The organism is Nioella nitratireducens, assembly GCF_001879715.1.
In the GTDB taxonomy this organism is placed as follows: Bacteria; Pseudomonadota; Alphaproteobacteria; order Rhodobacterales; family Rhodobacteraceae; genus Nioella; species Nioella nitratireducens.
In genome coordinates, this window is the sequence record NZ_MNBW01000014.1 from 1 (window position 1) to 14312 (window position 14312).

The 14312-nt window shown below is 64.8% G+C and carries 14 protein-coding genes; 4 read left to right on the forward strand and 10 right to left on the reverse strand.

Going from position 1 to position 14312, the window contains the following annotated elements; genetic code table 11:
* Positions 1–186: 186 nt before the first annotated feature.
* The 5 genes from BKY27_RS14280 to BKY27_RS14300 all read right to left on the reverse strand — a co-directional run bounded on the left by BKY27_RS14280 (position 187) and on the right by BKY27_RS14300 (position 5635).
* Positions 187–1464: a DEAD/DEAH box helicase gene (locus BKY27_RS14280; RefSeq protein WP_071675178.1), complete on the reverse strand. Its 1278-nt coding sequence runs from the start codon at positions 1462–1464 to the stop codon at positions 187–189.
* Between the two features lie 275 nt (positions 1465–1739).
* Entirely contained in the window at positions 1740–2534 is a 795-nt protein-coding gene (locus BKY27_RS14285; RefSeq protein ID WP_084667982.1) for a DUF502 domain-containing protein, read from the reverse strand.
* Positions 2535–2608: 74 nt separating this feature from the next.
* Positions 2609–3529 (reverse strand): pseudouridine-5'-phosphate glycosidase, encoded by a 921-nt coding sequence (locus tag BKY27_RS14290; RefSeq protein ID WP_071675179.1) that lies wholly within the window; start codon positions 3527–3529, stop codon positions 2609–2611.
* 5 nt (positions 3530–3534) lie between these two features.
* The gene (locus BKY27_RS14295) at positions 3535–4416 is read right to left on the reverse strand and encodes a PfkB family carbohydrate kinase (protein WP_071675180.1); all 882 of its coding nucleotides are present in this window, start codon (positions 4414–4416) and stop codon (positions 3535–3537) included.
* 52 nt (positions 4417–4468) lie between these two features.
* Positions 4469–5635, reverse strand: a complete 1167-nt coding sequence (locus BKY27_RS14300; RefSeq protein WP_071675181.1) for a cytochrome P450 — start codon at positions 5633–5635, stop codon at positions 4469–4471.
* 150 nt (positions 5636–5785) lie between these two features.
* On the opposite strand from BKY27_RS14300, the gene BKY27_RS14305 reads away from it, so the two are divergent.
* Positions 5786–7009, forward strand: a complete 1224-nt coding sequence (locus BKY27_RS14305; protein WP_071675182.1) for a DVUA0089 family protein — start codon at positions 5786–5788, stop codon at positions 7007–7009.
* Between the two features lie 55 nt (positions 7010–7064).
* Here BKY27_RS14305 and BKY27_RS14310 read toward each other — a convergent pair whose 3' ends face one another.
* From BKY27_RS14310 to BKY27_RS14325, 4 genes are all read right to left on the reverse strand, one after another.
* Complete coding sequence (locus tag BKY27_RS14310; RefSeq protein WP_071675183.1) at positions 7065–9533, reverse strand: penicillin acylase family protein; 2469 nt, start codon at positions 9531–9533, stop codon at positions 7065–7067.
* Positions 9534–9658: 125 nt separating this feature from the next.
* Entirely contained in the window at positions 9659–10216 is a 558-nt protein-coding gene (locus tag BKY27_RS14315) for a lipid-binding SYLF domain-containing protein (protein WP_071675184.1), read from the reverse strand.
* 123 nt (positions 10217–10339) lie between these two features.
* Complete coding sequence (locus tag BKY27_RS14320) at positions 10340–11263, reverse strand: lysophospholipid acyltransferase family protein (RefSeq protein ID WP_071675185.1); 924 nt, start codon at positions 11261–11263, stop codon at positions 10340–10342.
* Positions 11264–11359: 96 nt separating this feature from the next.
* On the reverse strand, positions 11360–11791 hold the full coding sequence (locus BKY27_RS14325; protein ID WP_071675186.1) for a TIGR01244 family sulfur transferase: 432 nt from the start codon (positions 11789–11791) through the stop codon (positions 11360–11362).
* A 189-nt stretch (positions 11792–11980) separates the two neighbouring features.
* Between BKY27_RS14325 and BKY27_RS14330 the strand changes: the two genes are divergently transcribed.
* Together BKY27_RS14330 and BKY27_RS20150 are read left to right on the forward strand one after the other, a co-directional pair.
* Entirely contained in the window at positions 11981–12298 is a 318-nt protein-coding gene (locus BKY27_RS14330) for a TraR/DksA family transcriptional regulator (protein ID WP_071675187.1), read from the forward strand.
* A gap of 134 nt (positions 12299–12432) precedes the next feature.
* Positions 12433–12570 carry a hypothetical protein gene (locus BKY27_RS20150; protein WP_158514985.1) on the forward strand — a complete coding sequence of 46 codons (138 nt, stop codon included), beginning with the start codon at positions 12433–12435 and terminating at the stop codon, positions 12568–12570.
* A gap of 81 nt (positions 12571–12651) precedes the next feature.
* Here BKY27_RS20150 and hemB read toward each other — a convergent pair whose 3' ends face one another.
* On the reverse strand, positions 12652–13650 hold the full coding sequence (gene hemB / locus BKY27_RS14335; RefSeq protein ID WP_071675188.1) for a porphobilinogen synthase: 999 nt from the start codon (positions 13648–13650) through the stop codon (positions 12652–12654).
* Between the two features lie 125 nt (positions 13651–13775).
* On the opposite strand from hemB, the gene BKY27_RS14340 reads away from it, so the two are divergent.
* Complete coding sequence (locus BKY27_RS14340) at positions 13776–14297, forward strand: component of SufBCD complex (protein WP_071675189.1); 522 nt, start codon at positions 13776–13778, stop codon at positions 14295–14297.
* Positions 14298–14312 lie beyond the last annotated feature (15 nt).

Consider the following 14312-nt stretch of genomic DNA (forward strand, 5'->3'; position numbering starts at 1 on the left):
GCATAAGAGACGTCATTAGCGACGTCTCTTAGATCATCGCCCCAGCCTCAGGCAGGCGCTGCCAATGGAGCGGTTACGTTCCAACCAAGCGCCTGAGCGTCTTCTTCTTTGTCGAAATTTCCCAAGGGGGTGCGGGGGGGAAGATCCCCCGCCGGTCGCCGCCCGAAGGCGGCGACACGACCCGGATCAGGCAGCCGAGCGGCGACGCGGACGCCGACGCTTCGGTTTGCCGTCGGCACCGCCAGCCATATGCGGCTTCGGTGCCGGTTTCTGGCCCCGCCGACGCGGGCCGCCACGGGTCTTGGCACCCTTGGGAGCACCGGACCGGTCGCCTTCGGGCAGGGTGCCGCTGGCCACCGGAATGTCGATCTTCATGATCTTCTGGATCTGGCGCAGCAGGTCGGCTTCTTCCGGCGAGCAAAGTGCAATCGCCTCACCCTCGCGGCCCGCGCGGGCCGTGCGGCCGATGCGGTGGACGTAGTTGTCGGGTACATCCGGCAATTCGTAGTTCACCACGTAAGCCACGCCGGGAATGTCGATGCCACGGGCGGCCACGTCGGTGGCGACCAGCACGTTGATCTGGCCGTCGCGGAATGCCTTGATGGCGCGGTCGCGTTGGCCCTGGCTCTTGTTGCCGTGGATCGAGGCGGCGTTGAACCCGTCAGCGACCAGCCCCTTCATCAGCTTTTCCGCGCCATGTTTGGTGCGGGCAAAGACCAGCGTCAGAGCGCCCTTGTCGCGGGACAGGATTTCGCGCAGCTTGCCGGGTTTTTGCGGCTTTTCAAGGAAATGCACCGATTGGGTGATCTTGTCGGCAGCCTTGCCCGGAGGCGAGACCTGGACCCGGCGCGGGTTGGTCAGGTAGGCTGCGCTGATTTCTTCCATCTGCTTTGGCATGGTGGCGGAAAACAGCATGGTCTGGCGCGGGGTGCCAAGGCGCGGTGCGATCTTGCGCAGCGCATGGATGAAGCCGAGGTCCAGCATCTGGTCAGCCTCGTCCAGCACCAGATGGCGCACCTGGCCCAGATCCACGGCCCCGCGATCCATCAGGTCGATCAGGCGTCCGGGCGTGGCGACAAGGATGTCGGTGCCGCGCGCAAGGGTGCCGATCTGGCGGTTGATGGACTGGCCGCCCACGACGACGGCCGCTTTCAGATGGGTGCCACGGATCAGAACCCGCAGGCTTTCGGCGATCTGGTTCACCAGTTCGCGGGTCGGCGCAAGGATCAGCGCGCGGGCTGTTTTCGGCGCGGGCTTGCCTTGCACGGACAGCAAGTGGTTGATCAGCGGCAGGCCGAAAGCCAGCGTCTTGCCGGTGCCGGTCTGGGCCAGGCCCATCACGTCATGGCCTTCGAGCGCCAGCGGAATCGCCTGGTTCTGGATCGGGGTGGGCTCGGAGAACCCGGCGGCCTGAATGGCCTTGTTCAGCACCGGTGCGAGGCCGAGCATATCGAAATCGAACAAATCATGTCCTTTCTGCCCGCGCAGCCATTTCGGGCGCGGGGAGGTCGCCGCCGTGATCGGGCGGCACGAGGGTGCGGCGCGACCTCGGACCCGAACGGGCGCTTCCCGTTGGACTGGTCTTGCCGTGCGAACCCTGCGTGAGGGGGAACGGGGAGATTTTTGGCGCTGATGTGCCCCGGCAAGGGGCACGGCATGCTCACGCGGCAGCGCAGCGACAGGGGACACATGGGGCACGCGGCCCCATAAGTCAACGGTTTATCGGGGGCCTGCGGAAATCAGGCGTCTTCGCGGCGGTCGGGGGTGACGGTGTCGTCGTCGGTGCCTTCCACCGCGTGTTCGATCTGCTCGCGCGCGCCTTCGGGCAGGCTGTCCAGCAGGTCTTCGGCCTCTTGCTGTTGCACGCCGGGTGTTCCGGCAGGATAGACAAGACCCGCCGAGATGATCAGCTTGGCCGCGTCTTCCACTGACATGTCGAGGATCTGGACGTCTTCGCGCGGCAGGAACAGCAGAAAGCCCGAGGTGGGGTTCGGCGTCGTCGGAAGAAAGACCGACACCATGTGCTTTTCATGGCTGTCAGCGATTTCGCCCTTGGCATCGGTGGAAATGAAGGCGATGGCCCAGATGCCCTTGCGCGGGTATTCGACCAGACAGGCTTTCTCAAAGGAATTCTTGCCTTGGGCCAGCACCGTCTCGGTGATCTGCTTGAGCCCCGAATAGAGCGAGCGCACACCGGGGATCGACAACACGATGGTTTCCGAGGTGCGGATCAGTGACCGTCCGATCAGCCCTTTCGCCACCCAGCCCACGAGAATCGTGAACACGAGGAACATCACGACGCCGATGCCGCGGATGTTTACCTGAATGTTGAAATAGTGGTCGACCCAGAGCGCCGGATTATAGGCGTCGGGAATAAAGGGCAGGAACCAGGAGTCGATCCACCCGATCACCGACCAGATCAACCAGAGCGTCAGACTGATAGGCGCGATGACGATCAGGCCAGTCAGAAAACTGGCCTGAAGCGACGAAAGCCAGCCACGTTTCGGCGGCGGAGGCGGTTCAGGCAATTCCATGCTCGGATGCGTATCCCAGAGTGTCCGTTGACGTGTACCTATGGGAAGGACTCAGCCCAAACAAGATGTCCGAGTCAATCGCCGCGGGGCCTTTCGGCGCAGGCGATGGCGGCAGCAAGCCGGGCATTGTTCAGAACGAGGGCAATATTAGCGGTCAGAGACCGTCCCCCGGTCAGGTCGAAAATCCGTTGCAGCAGGAAGGGGGTCACGTCCTTGCCGCTGATTCCGCCCGCGTCCGCCTCGGACTGGGCCTGCGCGATGATGGGGGCGAGGGTTTCAGCCGGGATCTCGTCGGCCTCGGGGATCGGGTTCGCCACCAGCTGACCGCCGGACAGGCCAAGCCGCGCCCGCATGGCGGCCGAGGCGGCGATGTCGGCGGGATCGTCCAGCCGCAACGGCGCGCGCAGGTTCGACCCCCGTGACCAGAAGGCGGGGAAGGCGTCTTGTCCAACCGCGATCACCGGCACGCCTTGGGTTTCCAGCACTTCCAGCGTCTTGGGCACGTCGAGGATCGCCTTGGCCCCCGCCGCGACGACCGTGACCGGGGTTTGCGCCAGTTCCAACAGGTCGGCGGATATGTCAAAACTTTCTCCGGCCCCCTTGTGAACGCCGCCAATCCCGCCCGTGGCAAACACGCGGATACCCGCCAGATTCGCTGCAATCATGGTGGCAGCGACCGTGGTGGCCCCGGTGCGCCCGGTGGCCATCGCCACGGCCAGATCGGCGCGGCTGAGCTTCATCACATCGCGCGCTTGCGCCAGCTCTTCCAACTCGTCCGCCGTCAGACCAACGTGCAGCCGCCCTGCCAGAATGGCGATGGTGGCGGGGGTGGCTCCGGCGGCGCGCACCTCGTCCTCGACCTGCCGGGCGGTGTCGAGGTTCTGCGGGTAGGGCATCCCGTGGGTGATGATGGTGCTTTCCAGCGCCACGACGGGCGTGGCATTGGCGAGGGCCTCGGCCACTTCGGGCGAGAAGGTCAACAGGTCGGGGGTCATCTGGGTCATCCGGCTACGTAGGTGGCGGCGGTATCGAGCGCGTGGGACAGCGCCTCTTGGGCCGCAACGCCGCGGGTTTCAGCGGCAATATGTGCCGCCATGAAGGTATCGCCTGCCCCGGTCACCCGGCGCGGCGTGATGGCGGGGGGCGTGCTGCGCAGCAGGCGGTCGGGCGTGGCATCGACGGCACAGCGCCCGCCATCTGTGACCAGCACCCGCCGCGCGCCCTTGGCCAGCAGCGCATTGGCTCCGGTTTCGGCGCAAGCGGTCTCGACCCCGGCGATCAGCCCGGCTTCTTCGGCATTGACGTAAATCGTGGCGCCGGGATGGGTGAGGAAGGGGCGCAGCCGCTCGGCCTTGCCGGGCGAGGCGGGGGCCAGCCGCAGGTCGGCCTGCGCGAAAAGCGGGCTGTTCGCGATCCCCGCCAAAAGCCCATGGGTCAGGTTGCCGTCGATGGCCATCGGGCCAGACCATGGCGCGTCGTGGCTGGCCAATCGCCCATCGGCCAAGGGCGCGAGGATGCGGTCGCCCGCGCGTTCCAGCGAATGGGCATCGGCAATGGCGGCCAGCAAGTCGCCCTGCGATTCAATCGCCATGTATTGATCGGTCGGCAAGTCCGGGTCGACCAGCACATGCGCCGTCATGATTCCCATCTGCCCACACTCCGCCAGCAGCGCGGTTCCCGGCACGTCCTTGCCCACGACACTCAGCAGCGCGGGCCGCATCCCTTGCCCGACCAGCGTCATCGCGATGTTGAGAGCCACGCCGCCGGGCAGGCGGGTGATGCGGCCGGGCTTGTCGTTGCCCGCATTCATCGACAGGTCGGTACGGCCGATGATGTCCCACAGGACAGAGCCGATGCAGAGGATATCGGGGCGGTTCGTCATCGGGCCTCTCTAGGCAAGGGCAGGGGCGGCGTCCATGAGGAACGCGGCGGCATCAGCGGGCCACCATCAGACGATCAAGCCCATGGAAATGGTAGATATCGGCATAGCGCGGCGGTTCGGTCAGATGCAGGTCCGGGCAGCGCTCGAACAGGATCGGCAGGGCGATCTGCAATTCCATCCGTGCGAGCGGCGCGCCGACGCAGAAATGCAGGCCTGCCCCGAAGGCCAGATGCGTGGCCGCCGCGCGGGTTGGATCGAACGCTTCCGGCGTGTCGTTCACGCGCCCGTCATGGCCGACAGACCCAAGCAGCAGCCCCACCTCTTCGCCACGTTCGAAGGTGTGACCGAAGAGCTCGATCTCTTCGTAGGCATAGCGGGTGAACAGGTGCAGCGGCGGGTCATAGCGCATGATCTCTTCGACTACCGCGTCGGGATCATCGGGCCGCATACCGGTTTCCAGCAAGGCCTTCGCCCCGTTGCCAAGCGTGTGCACCGTCGCTTCGTGGCCCGCGTTCAACAGCAGGATGCAGGTGGTGATCAGCTCGTCCGTGGTGAGCCGCTCGCCGTCTTCTTCCGCCGCGATCAGGCTGGTGATCAGGTCATCGCGCGGCTCTTGGCGGCGTTTCTCGACATAGCCGCGCATGAACGCGACGAAGCTTTCCGTCGCCGCGACGGCCTTGTCCTCATCCGCACGGGTGCGGCCTGCCTGATACATCATCACCATCGCGTTGGACCACTCCAGCAGCTTTGGCCCCATCTCCTCGGGCACGCCCAGAAGCCGGGCAATGACGGTGACGGGCAGGGGCCGGGCATAGGCGTCGAGCAGGTCGAAGCCGCCGTCCGGGAAGGCGTCGATCAACTGGTGACAAAGCGACACGATCCCCTCGCGCAGGCCGGCGATCCGGCGCGTGGTAAAGGCGCGCAGCACCAACGAGCGCAAGCGCGGGTGGCGGGGTGGTTCCAGTTCCAGCATGGAATGGGCCTCGACCGCATAGAACGGCCGCAGGTGGTCGGGGACGGGGCGGCGAAATTCCTCGGGCTGTTCACGGCCAAAGCGGCGATCGCGCAGCAGCGCATTGACCGCGTCGTGCGTGGTGGCGCAAACCATCTGGTAGTCTTGCCAGTATACGAGCGGCCCGGCAGACCGGGCGCGGGCATAGAACGGGTAGGGATTTTGCACGAAATCCGGGTCGGTCGGCGATTGGCTGAGGCTCTGCAAGGGGCGCTCCGTCTGTCTTTGTCGCGCCACTTTGGCCGGAAAGCCGGGCCGCTGCAACACGGGGGCGATTTTGCGGGATGGCAAGATCGGCGGGCGCGTCTATGGTGTGCGCAAGGGGTCTGACATGCACCTATTTTTCGGAGGATTCTCATGAGATTTCACGCAACATCGGCCTTGGCCGGGGGGCTTTTTGCCCTGACCGTGATGCCCGCAGCGGCACAGGTTGCCGCCTGTGGGCCAGACGTGCCTGTCGGGCAATGGATCGGCGGGGCCGCGGACACATCCGACATTGCCACGCACGGCGCGGCCTTCGATCTGGCCGGGGCCTCGGTACCGCCGGGCGGTTACGCGGTGTCGAATTTCACCGTGTCCAGCCCCGCGACCGTGCGGGTCGAAGCGCGCGGCCAGTTCGGAGGCGATCCACTGATCCAGCTTTACGACCAGTCCGGCATCCTGATCGTGACCGATGACGATTCGGGCGGGAACTGGAATTCGCGGGCCGAAGTGCAGCTTGACCCCGGCACCTATTGCCTGGCCACCCGATCCTATGGCGGCGGGCCGATCGCGGCCGATATCCGGGTGGGACTGACCGAGCATCCAGCGCTGACGCAGGGCTCTGGCGGGTCCAATATCCTTGCCTGCACCGCCGACACCCCGGCCACGCCGCTTGGCCAAGGGCCGCTCGACCAGATCGCGGGGCAAGAGGCCGAGGCCACGAATTCTGTCAACGAGGCCCCCTATTACCGGTTCACCCTGTCCAGCCAGATGCCGGTCAGCATCCGGGCCGAGAACCCGAGCGCCGATCCCTATATCTACATCTACGACGCCGCCGGGCAGCTTCTGGGCGAAAACGACGACTACAACAGCCTCGATTCCCGCGTCGATTTTCCCGACGGGCTGGCGGCGGGCAGCTATTGCATCGGGATGCGCGCGCTCAACAATCCCGAATTGCCGGTCAGGGTTTCGGTTCAGTCCTATTCCGAGGCCGACATGATGCTGGACCTCTACGCCAATGGCGAGGCCAGCCCGCCGCCCGATGGCAGTGCCTACCCGGTGGTGCCGCTTGGCACCTTGCAGACGCAACTGGTCAACGATGGCGCCGTTGGCCCCGAGGCCCGGTGGCTGCGTTTCGATGTGGCCGAGGCGGGGTTGGTCGTGATCAACGCCGTGGGCATTGGCCAATCCGATCCGATGATCGCGCTGTTTGACACCGTGGGTCGTGAAGTGGCGTTCAACGACGATGCCAACAACTCGCTCGACTCGCAAATCTCGGCGCAGGTCAGCGCGGGTACATACATGCTGGGTGTGATGCAGTATCACGGCCAGAACGGGGCGATCCGGGTAACGTTGCAACGCTACATTCCGGCGCGGTAGCAGGATTGCACAACACAGCGGAAGCCGCCCGTAACGGGGCGGCTTTTTCCGCCGGTCAGGGCCGTGGTGTCAACACCGTTACGCCGATATTGCCGCCCGCCGCAAGCTCGTCGTCCAGCGACATCGGGATGTATTCGCCGCGGCGCCACAGCTCTCCGAGATTGTCATAGTAGCGGCTGAGGGGGTGGCCGGATTGCCCGGTCGAGGTGATGAAAACCGAACTGTCGGGATCGGCGAAATCGTAGACACCGCGATAGCCCGGACCGTGAACGTTCTGGAACGGGTTGGGCAACTCGGCCGAGGTCTGCGCGCGGTTCAGGGTGTTGTCGCCGCCCGAGGTGCTTTGGCGGATATTCACCGCCCATCCAAATAGCGGCGTGTCGCCCAGAACCTGATGCTCATGCACCGCCTCGTGCGCGTCGCCCCATCTCCAGGAGGAAATATTGTTGCCGTAGGTCTCGGTCAGGAATTGCAGCGCGTCATCCAGCGCCATGCGGGCAATGTCGGTGCAGGTCTCCACGATCGACGACGGCTGCACATCGCACCAGTCCGAGGCCCCGTCGATATCGCGGTAGACCCGTTCAATGAAGACCGGCTGCACGCGCTGGAATTCGCTGGCAAGCGGCCCCAGTTCATCGGCGATCAGACGTTGTTGCAAAAAGCGCATCCAGGCCGCGTAAATCAATGGCTCGGGCAAGTGTTCATTCATGTCGCCGTTCCACGCCGCCAGCAGGTCGAGCGCTTCGGCCCGGCGCGCCTCGACCGTGCCGGGGGCCGCGGCCTGACCGGTGAACCAAAGCTCGCGCCCGACCAGCGGCAGCAAGGCGCGCGCGGTCGGCGATACGGTGTCAAGCTGCGCCTCGACGAAACTGTCGCGGGTGTGGACCTGCCGCGACTGCATCAGATGTTCCCACCGGCGGATGCGCTGCGTGTCGCCCCAGCTATGGCTGACATGCAGCGGGAAGGGCCGGTCGATCATCCGGTTGTTGGTATTGCCCAGAATGCCGCCCTCGGGGTCGAGGAAGCGCGGGTTGGCGGAATACTGCGTCACACCCTGCCAGCGGTTCGCGGCCACCCAGCCGGGCGAGGGTACACGGCCCTGGGTTTCGCTTTCCAGCAACCGCCACGGCATATGGCCGATCACCTGCATTCCGATGCGGTCGCGGCTGGCCACCACGAGGTTTTGCGACGGGGCCACGAACCAGCGGCCCGCGTCCATCGCCTCGTCGACCGTGGTCGCGCGCATCAGTTCCAGCCCGGTGCGGAGCGAGGTGTTGTCGTCGGTCAGCGCGGTCCATGCCATCGACATGACATGGCCCGGCGGGGTGACTGTGCCGAAACTCCAATGGGTGCCGGGGATGACGGGGCCGTTTTCAGTGTCGCGCAGGGTAACGGTGACGGGCGGGCTGTCGGCAATCTCGATGATCGAGCGGCGTGTCTCGAACTCGGCCCAGCCATCGGGCGTGCGGTATTCCTCGGGGTTGTCGGGGTTCAGCTCTTCGACGAACAGGTCGATGTCATCCATGTAGGACGATGTCATGCCCCAGCCGACATGTTCGTTCCGGCCAAGCAGAACGATGGGCATGCCGGGGATGGTGGCGCCGATCACGCCGCCAGAGGACAGTTGCAACCGGGCCAGATACCAGATCGTGGGCGCGGTCAGGCCAAGATGCGGGTCATTGGCCAACAGCGCTGCGCCGGTGGCGGACCGAGAGGGCGCGGCGGCCCACGCGTTGGAGGCCCCTGCAAGGCTCGGTGCAGCGGGCCACGGCTGTAACGGGTCGCGGGGCATGTCGGCGCTGGCGATGTAGCGCGGCAAATCGGGGAAGAGTGCGGCATATTCCGGCAGGTCCGCCACAGCATCACCAGGCGGATCGGGCAGGATGTCGGCCAGCCGCGCGGGATCGTTCAGCATCAGTGACGTGCGTGCGCGCAGCACCTCTGTTTCCTGATGGCCCGCCAGTTGCAGCGCCATCATGTTGACGACCGCCAGCGAATCCGCAGGTCGCCACGGCGCGATCTCGGGCGAGAACAGCAACAGTTCCGGCGCCCCGCGTCCAAGCGCCTCGTCCGCGACCAGCCCCAGCCACGCGTTCACCCCATCGGAATAGGCTTGCAGCATCGCCAGTGTTTCGGGGTCTTGCGCCGTGACCGAGCGGCGGGCATGGCCGTAAAGGTCGAGCCGCCGCATCAGTTCATCAATCCGCAAGGTCCGTTGGCCGAACAGTTCCGACAGGCGGCCTTGGGCGGTGCGGCGCATCATCAGCATTTGCCAGAGCCGGTCCTGCGCATGGGCAAAGCCAAGCCCGTAGAACACATCGTGGTCGGTCTCGCCGTAGATATGCGGCACATCGGCATTGCTGCGCACGATATCGACCCGGTCATTCAGGCCCGAGACCTGCCAATCGGCGTCATAATCGGGCAGCGAGCGGGAAAAGACCCAATAGGCAATAGCAAGCCCCAGCACCCCCAACACGAGCGTTGCGGTGACGAGACGGATCATCCAGCGCAGGAAGACGGCCATTGCGGTCCTGTTGGTCGGGAAAGGTCTGTGAGCGCTCGCACCCTAGCGGCACATGACGGGAATTCAAAGCGAGAGACGGCCCGAATTCGGACCGTCCCGCCATGGCAGATCGCCGCGCCCGCCGCTCAGGGCAGGATGCGGGTGTAGCGCTGACCTTCCAGCGTGGCGCCCGCGATCAGGCCCGCCTGGCCGAAGACGATGGCGATCACCGGGCTAAGCAGGCTGTTGGTGTCGGTGCCGATGTTGCCGCCCTGGTTCGAAACGGCATAACGGACATCGCCGCCGACTGCCCACCCCGAGGAATAGCGGAAATCGCGCAACGACTCTTCGGTCATGAAAAACAGGGCATGGGCATATTGTTGCGCGCCGATTTGCAAGCCGAATGTGGCCGAGGCGGAAGAGTAGTAATCCACCGTCGCCCCGTTGATGCGCAACGCGCCGCGGCCATAGCCGCCGCCGATGCCAAAGCCCGCCTCGGTTATCAACGGCATGATCAGAACGCCGTCGGCATTTTGCATCAGGTTCTGCGTGCCGGGGATGTTGGCATACATGAAATCAATGGCGCTATCGACACGGGCGTCGATGCGCTGGCTTGCGTTGCTGGAAAGGCCGTTGCCGCAGGCCGAAACGAGGGGCAGGCTGACTGCCCCCATGATCATGGTTCGCCGGTCGAGAATACTCATGGTGTCAGGTCCGCCTGTCTCTGTCCTCTAGGTGTTGGGGCTTTTACCCCTTGGTGCCGCAAAATACGCATGTTTTGCGCGGAAGTCATCCTGTTTGCGCCTTGTCTTGCGGGATTTCGCCGATCAAGCATCCCTGGCGGCAATCCGCTCGGCCCGCGCTTTCTGGCGCTCGGGCTTCCAGCGGCGATGGACCCAGAACCATTGGCCGGGACGCTCGCGCACCTGCGCGCCAAGGCTGTCCATCAGCGCCTGAGTCATGGTTTCGGGGTCGGTGTGCGGCACGGGGGCCTCTAGCAGCACGTCGAAATCGAGACCGTTGTCCAGCCGTCGCGCATAGATTGGCACCACCAAGGCGTTGTATTTCAGCGCGATATCGCCAACGGATTGCGCCGTCGGGGCGGGCTTTCCCAGAAAATCCACGACCACACCGTCGCCGTAATACTGGTCGATCAACAGCGCACCGTGGCCGCCCTCCTTGACGTGACGCATGAAGCTGGCAAGGCCCCGCCGTCCACGGGCGAAGGCCGGGCCGCCAACGGCTTGAATCGTGCGCACGTAATGCTCGTTGAAATAGGCGTTGTTCATCGGGCGGTAGAGCCCGCCAAGGCTAAAGCCCCGCACGTTCATCGCCGCGCGCGCCGCTTGGTAGTTGCCGAAATGGCCTGACACGAACAGGATCGGCCGCCCTTCGGCCAAGGCCGCCTCTGCCGGGGACAGACCCGGCCCATGGGTGTGCCATGTCTTGGCGCGCGCGATCTGCTCGGCAGTGGCGTAGTTCTCGATCAGCACCCGGCCGACATTGTCCAGCACCGCATCGGCGATGCGCGCCCGCTCGGTCCGGTCCATTTCGGGCCAGACATAGGCAAGGTTTTCCCGTGCCCGGCGGCGATAGCCCGACAGCGGCCCCAGCACCCGCCGCCCCAGCCAGCCCATCACAGCCACCCGCCAGCGATGCGGCAGCCCCAACAGCGCCCCGATCACGGCGCGGCCAAGCCGGTCTGTCAGCCAGTCGGCCCAGGTGCGTGTCTGCTTGTCTTCAACGGCCATGCGCGGGCGCAAATCCTTGGCAAGGGGACCGCCCGATAAGGCGATTGGCCGCCAGACATAGAGGGGGTTTTCGCCAAGCTCAAGACTGCAGCAGGGTCAGCCCTGTGCCTTGGCCAGCGCGTCGATCTGGGGGCGAAGCCCCGCCGCCTGATAGCCTGCCTCTTCACAAGCTTCGATGATCTCGTCAGTAGGGATCTGCCCGGCAGACGCGAAGGCCCACATCACCGCCGACCGCATGCCAGAGGCGCAATAGGCCACCACGCCAGCCTCGGCGGTATCCATCGCGTCGGCCTGTTCCTCGACATTGTCCATGGTCATCGCCGCGCCGTTCACCGGGTTGAAAACGAAGGTCAGGCCCGCGGCCTCGGCGGCCTGTTGCATGGCAGCGGCCTGTTGCGCGGGCGGAACTTCCTGATCGGGGCGGTTACAAATCACGGTCGAGACGCCGATCGCGGCGAGGCGGGCCATGTCCTCGGGGTCGAGCTGGCCGGATACGGACATGGTTTCGGAAAGCGGGCGCAGATCCATTTGGGGCGGCTCCGGGTGTTGGGGTGGGACAGTCCGTCCAACCTGCCGCGCCGGGACATGGAAGAAAAGGCGAAAGCGAAAATTTGCATGAAAACGTAAAACCATCGGGTCGGTTGATCGAAGTCAAGGTCCAGGCGGCCCGCTGCCCCTAGGGTAACGGCACCGCGGACCGAGACAGGAGGCCATTTGATGATCGACATTACGCCGCTGCGCAGCCAGTTGATGCGCCGCCTCGAAACGCTCGATGGCAAGCTGCACGAAATCGAAGCCGAGCTTGAGAGCCATAACGACCCGGATTGGGAAGAAGCCGCGCAGGAACGCGAGGGCGACGAGGTGCTGGAATCGCTCGGCAAGACCGACCAAAGCGAAATTCGCATGATCAAGGCCGCGCTCGAACGCATGGATGCCGGGGAATACGGCTATTGCGCCACCTGCGGCGACAAGATTTCGGAAGACAGGCTGAACGTGCTGCCCTGCACGCCGTTCTGCCGCAAATGCGCCCCTTGACGGGGGTGCCCGTGGAACGGCCCCGGGTGGGGATTTGAGGCCGTTTCGCACGGGTCGGGCCAGCAACGGTCCGACCCCAGATTCCCTGACACGGTGCCAGGCGCCGTGTCCCGTCAGCGAAAGGAGGGCTGACCATGCCCGAGGAAAAGCAGAAAACCCCGGCCGACGAGGCCAAGGACAGCGAGGCGCTCAAGCGCCAGCAGCCGCATTTCCACAAACCCGATCCGAAAGACGATCAGGATGACGAGCTGTTCAACGATATGCCGGTCTGACAGGCCGCACGATCTCTTCCTGTTGGTCGACGCTGACCGACACTTGCGCCCCGCCAAGACTTTCGGCGGGGCCTTTTTTCGTCAGCCGTTCAGGATGCGCGCCACGCGGGGGGCGAAATAGGTCAGCACCCCGTCACATCCGGCGCGGCGGAAACTCATCAGGCTTTCCAGCATCACCTTTTCCCCGTCGATCCAGCCATTGGCGGCCGCGGCCTCGATCATCGCGTATTCGCCCGACACCTGGTAGGCAAAGGTCGGCGCGCCGAACGCATCTTTCACGTCGCGACAGAGGTCCAGATAGGGCAGGCCCGGCTTGACCATCACCATATCGGCGCCCTCAGACAGGTCGCGTTCCACGCAACGAAGCGCCTCCAGCCGGTTGGCCGGGTCGATCTGGTAGGTCTTCTTGTCGCCCTTCAGCGCGCTCGACGCCCCCACGGCATCGCGGAACGGGCCGTAATAGGCGCTGGCGAACTTGGCGGCATAGGACATGATGGTGACATCGGTGAACCCGTCCGATTCCAAGGCCGCCCGCATCGCGCCGATGCGACCGTCCATCATGTCAGAGGGGCCCAGAATATCGGCCCCCGCACGGGCCTGTTCCAAAGCCATTTTCACAAGTGCTTCAACGGTTTCGTCATTGACGATAATGCCGTCCCGCACGATCCCGTCATGGCCGTTTGCATTATAAGGGTCAAGCGCGATATCGGTCATGACCGCCAGTTCCGGCACCGCGTCCTTGACCGCGCGGATGGCCCGGTTGGCGATGTTGTCGGGGTCCCAAGCAATCTCGCAGGTTTCGGTCTTGAGCGAGGGATCGGTATAGGGAAACAGGCAGATCGCCGGAATGCCGAGCGCGTGGGCCTCGCGCGCGGCCTTGACGAGGCAATCGACGGAAAACCGGAAAACGCCGGGCATCGACGCCACGGGTTCCTCCACGCCGGTGCCTTCACGCACGAAAACGGGCCAGATCAGATCATCGACCGAAAGTCGGTTTTCCCGCACAAGCGCCCTGAGCGCCGCGCTTGACCGCGGGCGGCGGAAGCGGGTCCGGGGGAAAGGGGCCTGTGAATTGCGCATGGGTCTGTCCTCACCTTGGGTGTTGCAAAATGGGGTGGCATGTTCGGCCACGTTTCTCAAGGGCTGGAAACCCGCGCGGCACGCGACTAATGTGCCGACAAAATTGATAGCGGGGGCGGGCAGCCTTGAATTTTCTGAACCTTGCGACGGAAGTGATCGACCTCAGGTCTTTCTCGAACCTTTGGTACTGGATCGCGCTGGCCGCGCTGTGGTCGCGTGCCAGCCACTGGGTGGTGGGCGTGCCCTTCGACATGGTGACGCGCGCCGGTCGCGGGCACGAACGTTCGCTGCACGACATGCGGGTTCTGGCCGAAGTCAATGTGAACCGTATCCTGACCCTCGTGGAATTGTCGGGGCCGCTGATGGCGGGGATCGCAGCCTTTGTGCTCACCGGGCTCGTGGTGCTTGGCTGGGGGTACGCAGTCGAGTTCTGTCAGGCGGTTTTTCTGCTGATGGGGCCGATGACGGCGGTCGGCCTGCTGAACATCCACACCGCGCGCAAGCTGCGGCAAACCGGCTATGAAGACCTGCCGCGCAAGTTGCGCAACCACCGGCTCGGGGTGCAAATGCTTGGGGTTGTGTCGATCTTCTGCACCGCTTTCTGGGGCATGTGGACGAACCTGCATCACGGCGCATTGGGACTTTAACCTCGCAAGGCAAAG

Bases quoted from the DNA above. Each gene is read 5' to 3' on its own strand.
- BKY27_RS14285 (WP_084667982.1), bottom strand. From the start codon at position 2,534: ATGGAATTGCCTGAACCGCCTCCGCCGCCGAAACGTGGCTGGCTTTCG.
- BKY27_RS14295 (WP_071675180.1), bottom strand. From the start codon at position 4,416: ATGACGAACCGCCCCGATATCCTCTGCATCGGCTCTGTCCTGTGGGAC.
- BKY27_RS14315 (WP_071675184.1), bottom strand. From the start codon at position 10,216: ATGAGTATTCTCGACCGGCGAACCATGATCATGGGGGCAGTCAGCCTG.
- BKY27_RS14310 (WP_071675183.1), bottom strand. From the start codon at position 9,533: ATGGCCGTCTTCCTGCGCTGGATGATCCGTCTCGTCACCGCAACGCTC.
- hemB (WP_071675188.1), bottom strand. From the start codon at position 13,650: ATGCGCAATTCACAGGCCCCTTTCCCCCGGACCCGCTTCCGCCGCCCG.
- BKY27_RS20150 (WP_158514985.1), top strand. From the start codon at position 12,433: ATGCCCGAGGAAAAGCAGAAAACCCCGGCCGACGAGGCCAAGGACAGC.
- BKY27_RS14290 (WP_071675179.1), bottom strand. From the start codon at position 3,529: ATGACCCCCGACCTGTTGACCTTCTCGCCCGAAGTGGCCGAGGCCCTC.
- BKY27_RS14305 (WP_071675182.1), top strand. From the start codon at position 5,786: ATGAGATTTCACGCAACATCGGCCTTGGCCGGGGGGCTTTTTGCCCTG.
- BKY27_RS14325 (WP_071675186.1), bottom strand. From the start codon at position 11,791: ATGGATCTGCGCCCGCTTTCCGAAACCATGTCCGTATCCGGCCAGCTC.
- BKY27_RS14330 (WP_071675187.1), top strand. From the start codon at position 11,981: ATGATCGACATTACGCCGCTGCGCAGCCAGTTGATGCGCCGCCTCGAA.
- BKY27_RS14320 (WP_071675185.1), bottom strand. From the start codon at position 11,263: ATGGCCGTTGAAGACAAGCAGACACGCACCTGGGCCGACTGGCTGACA.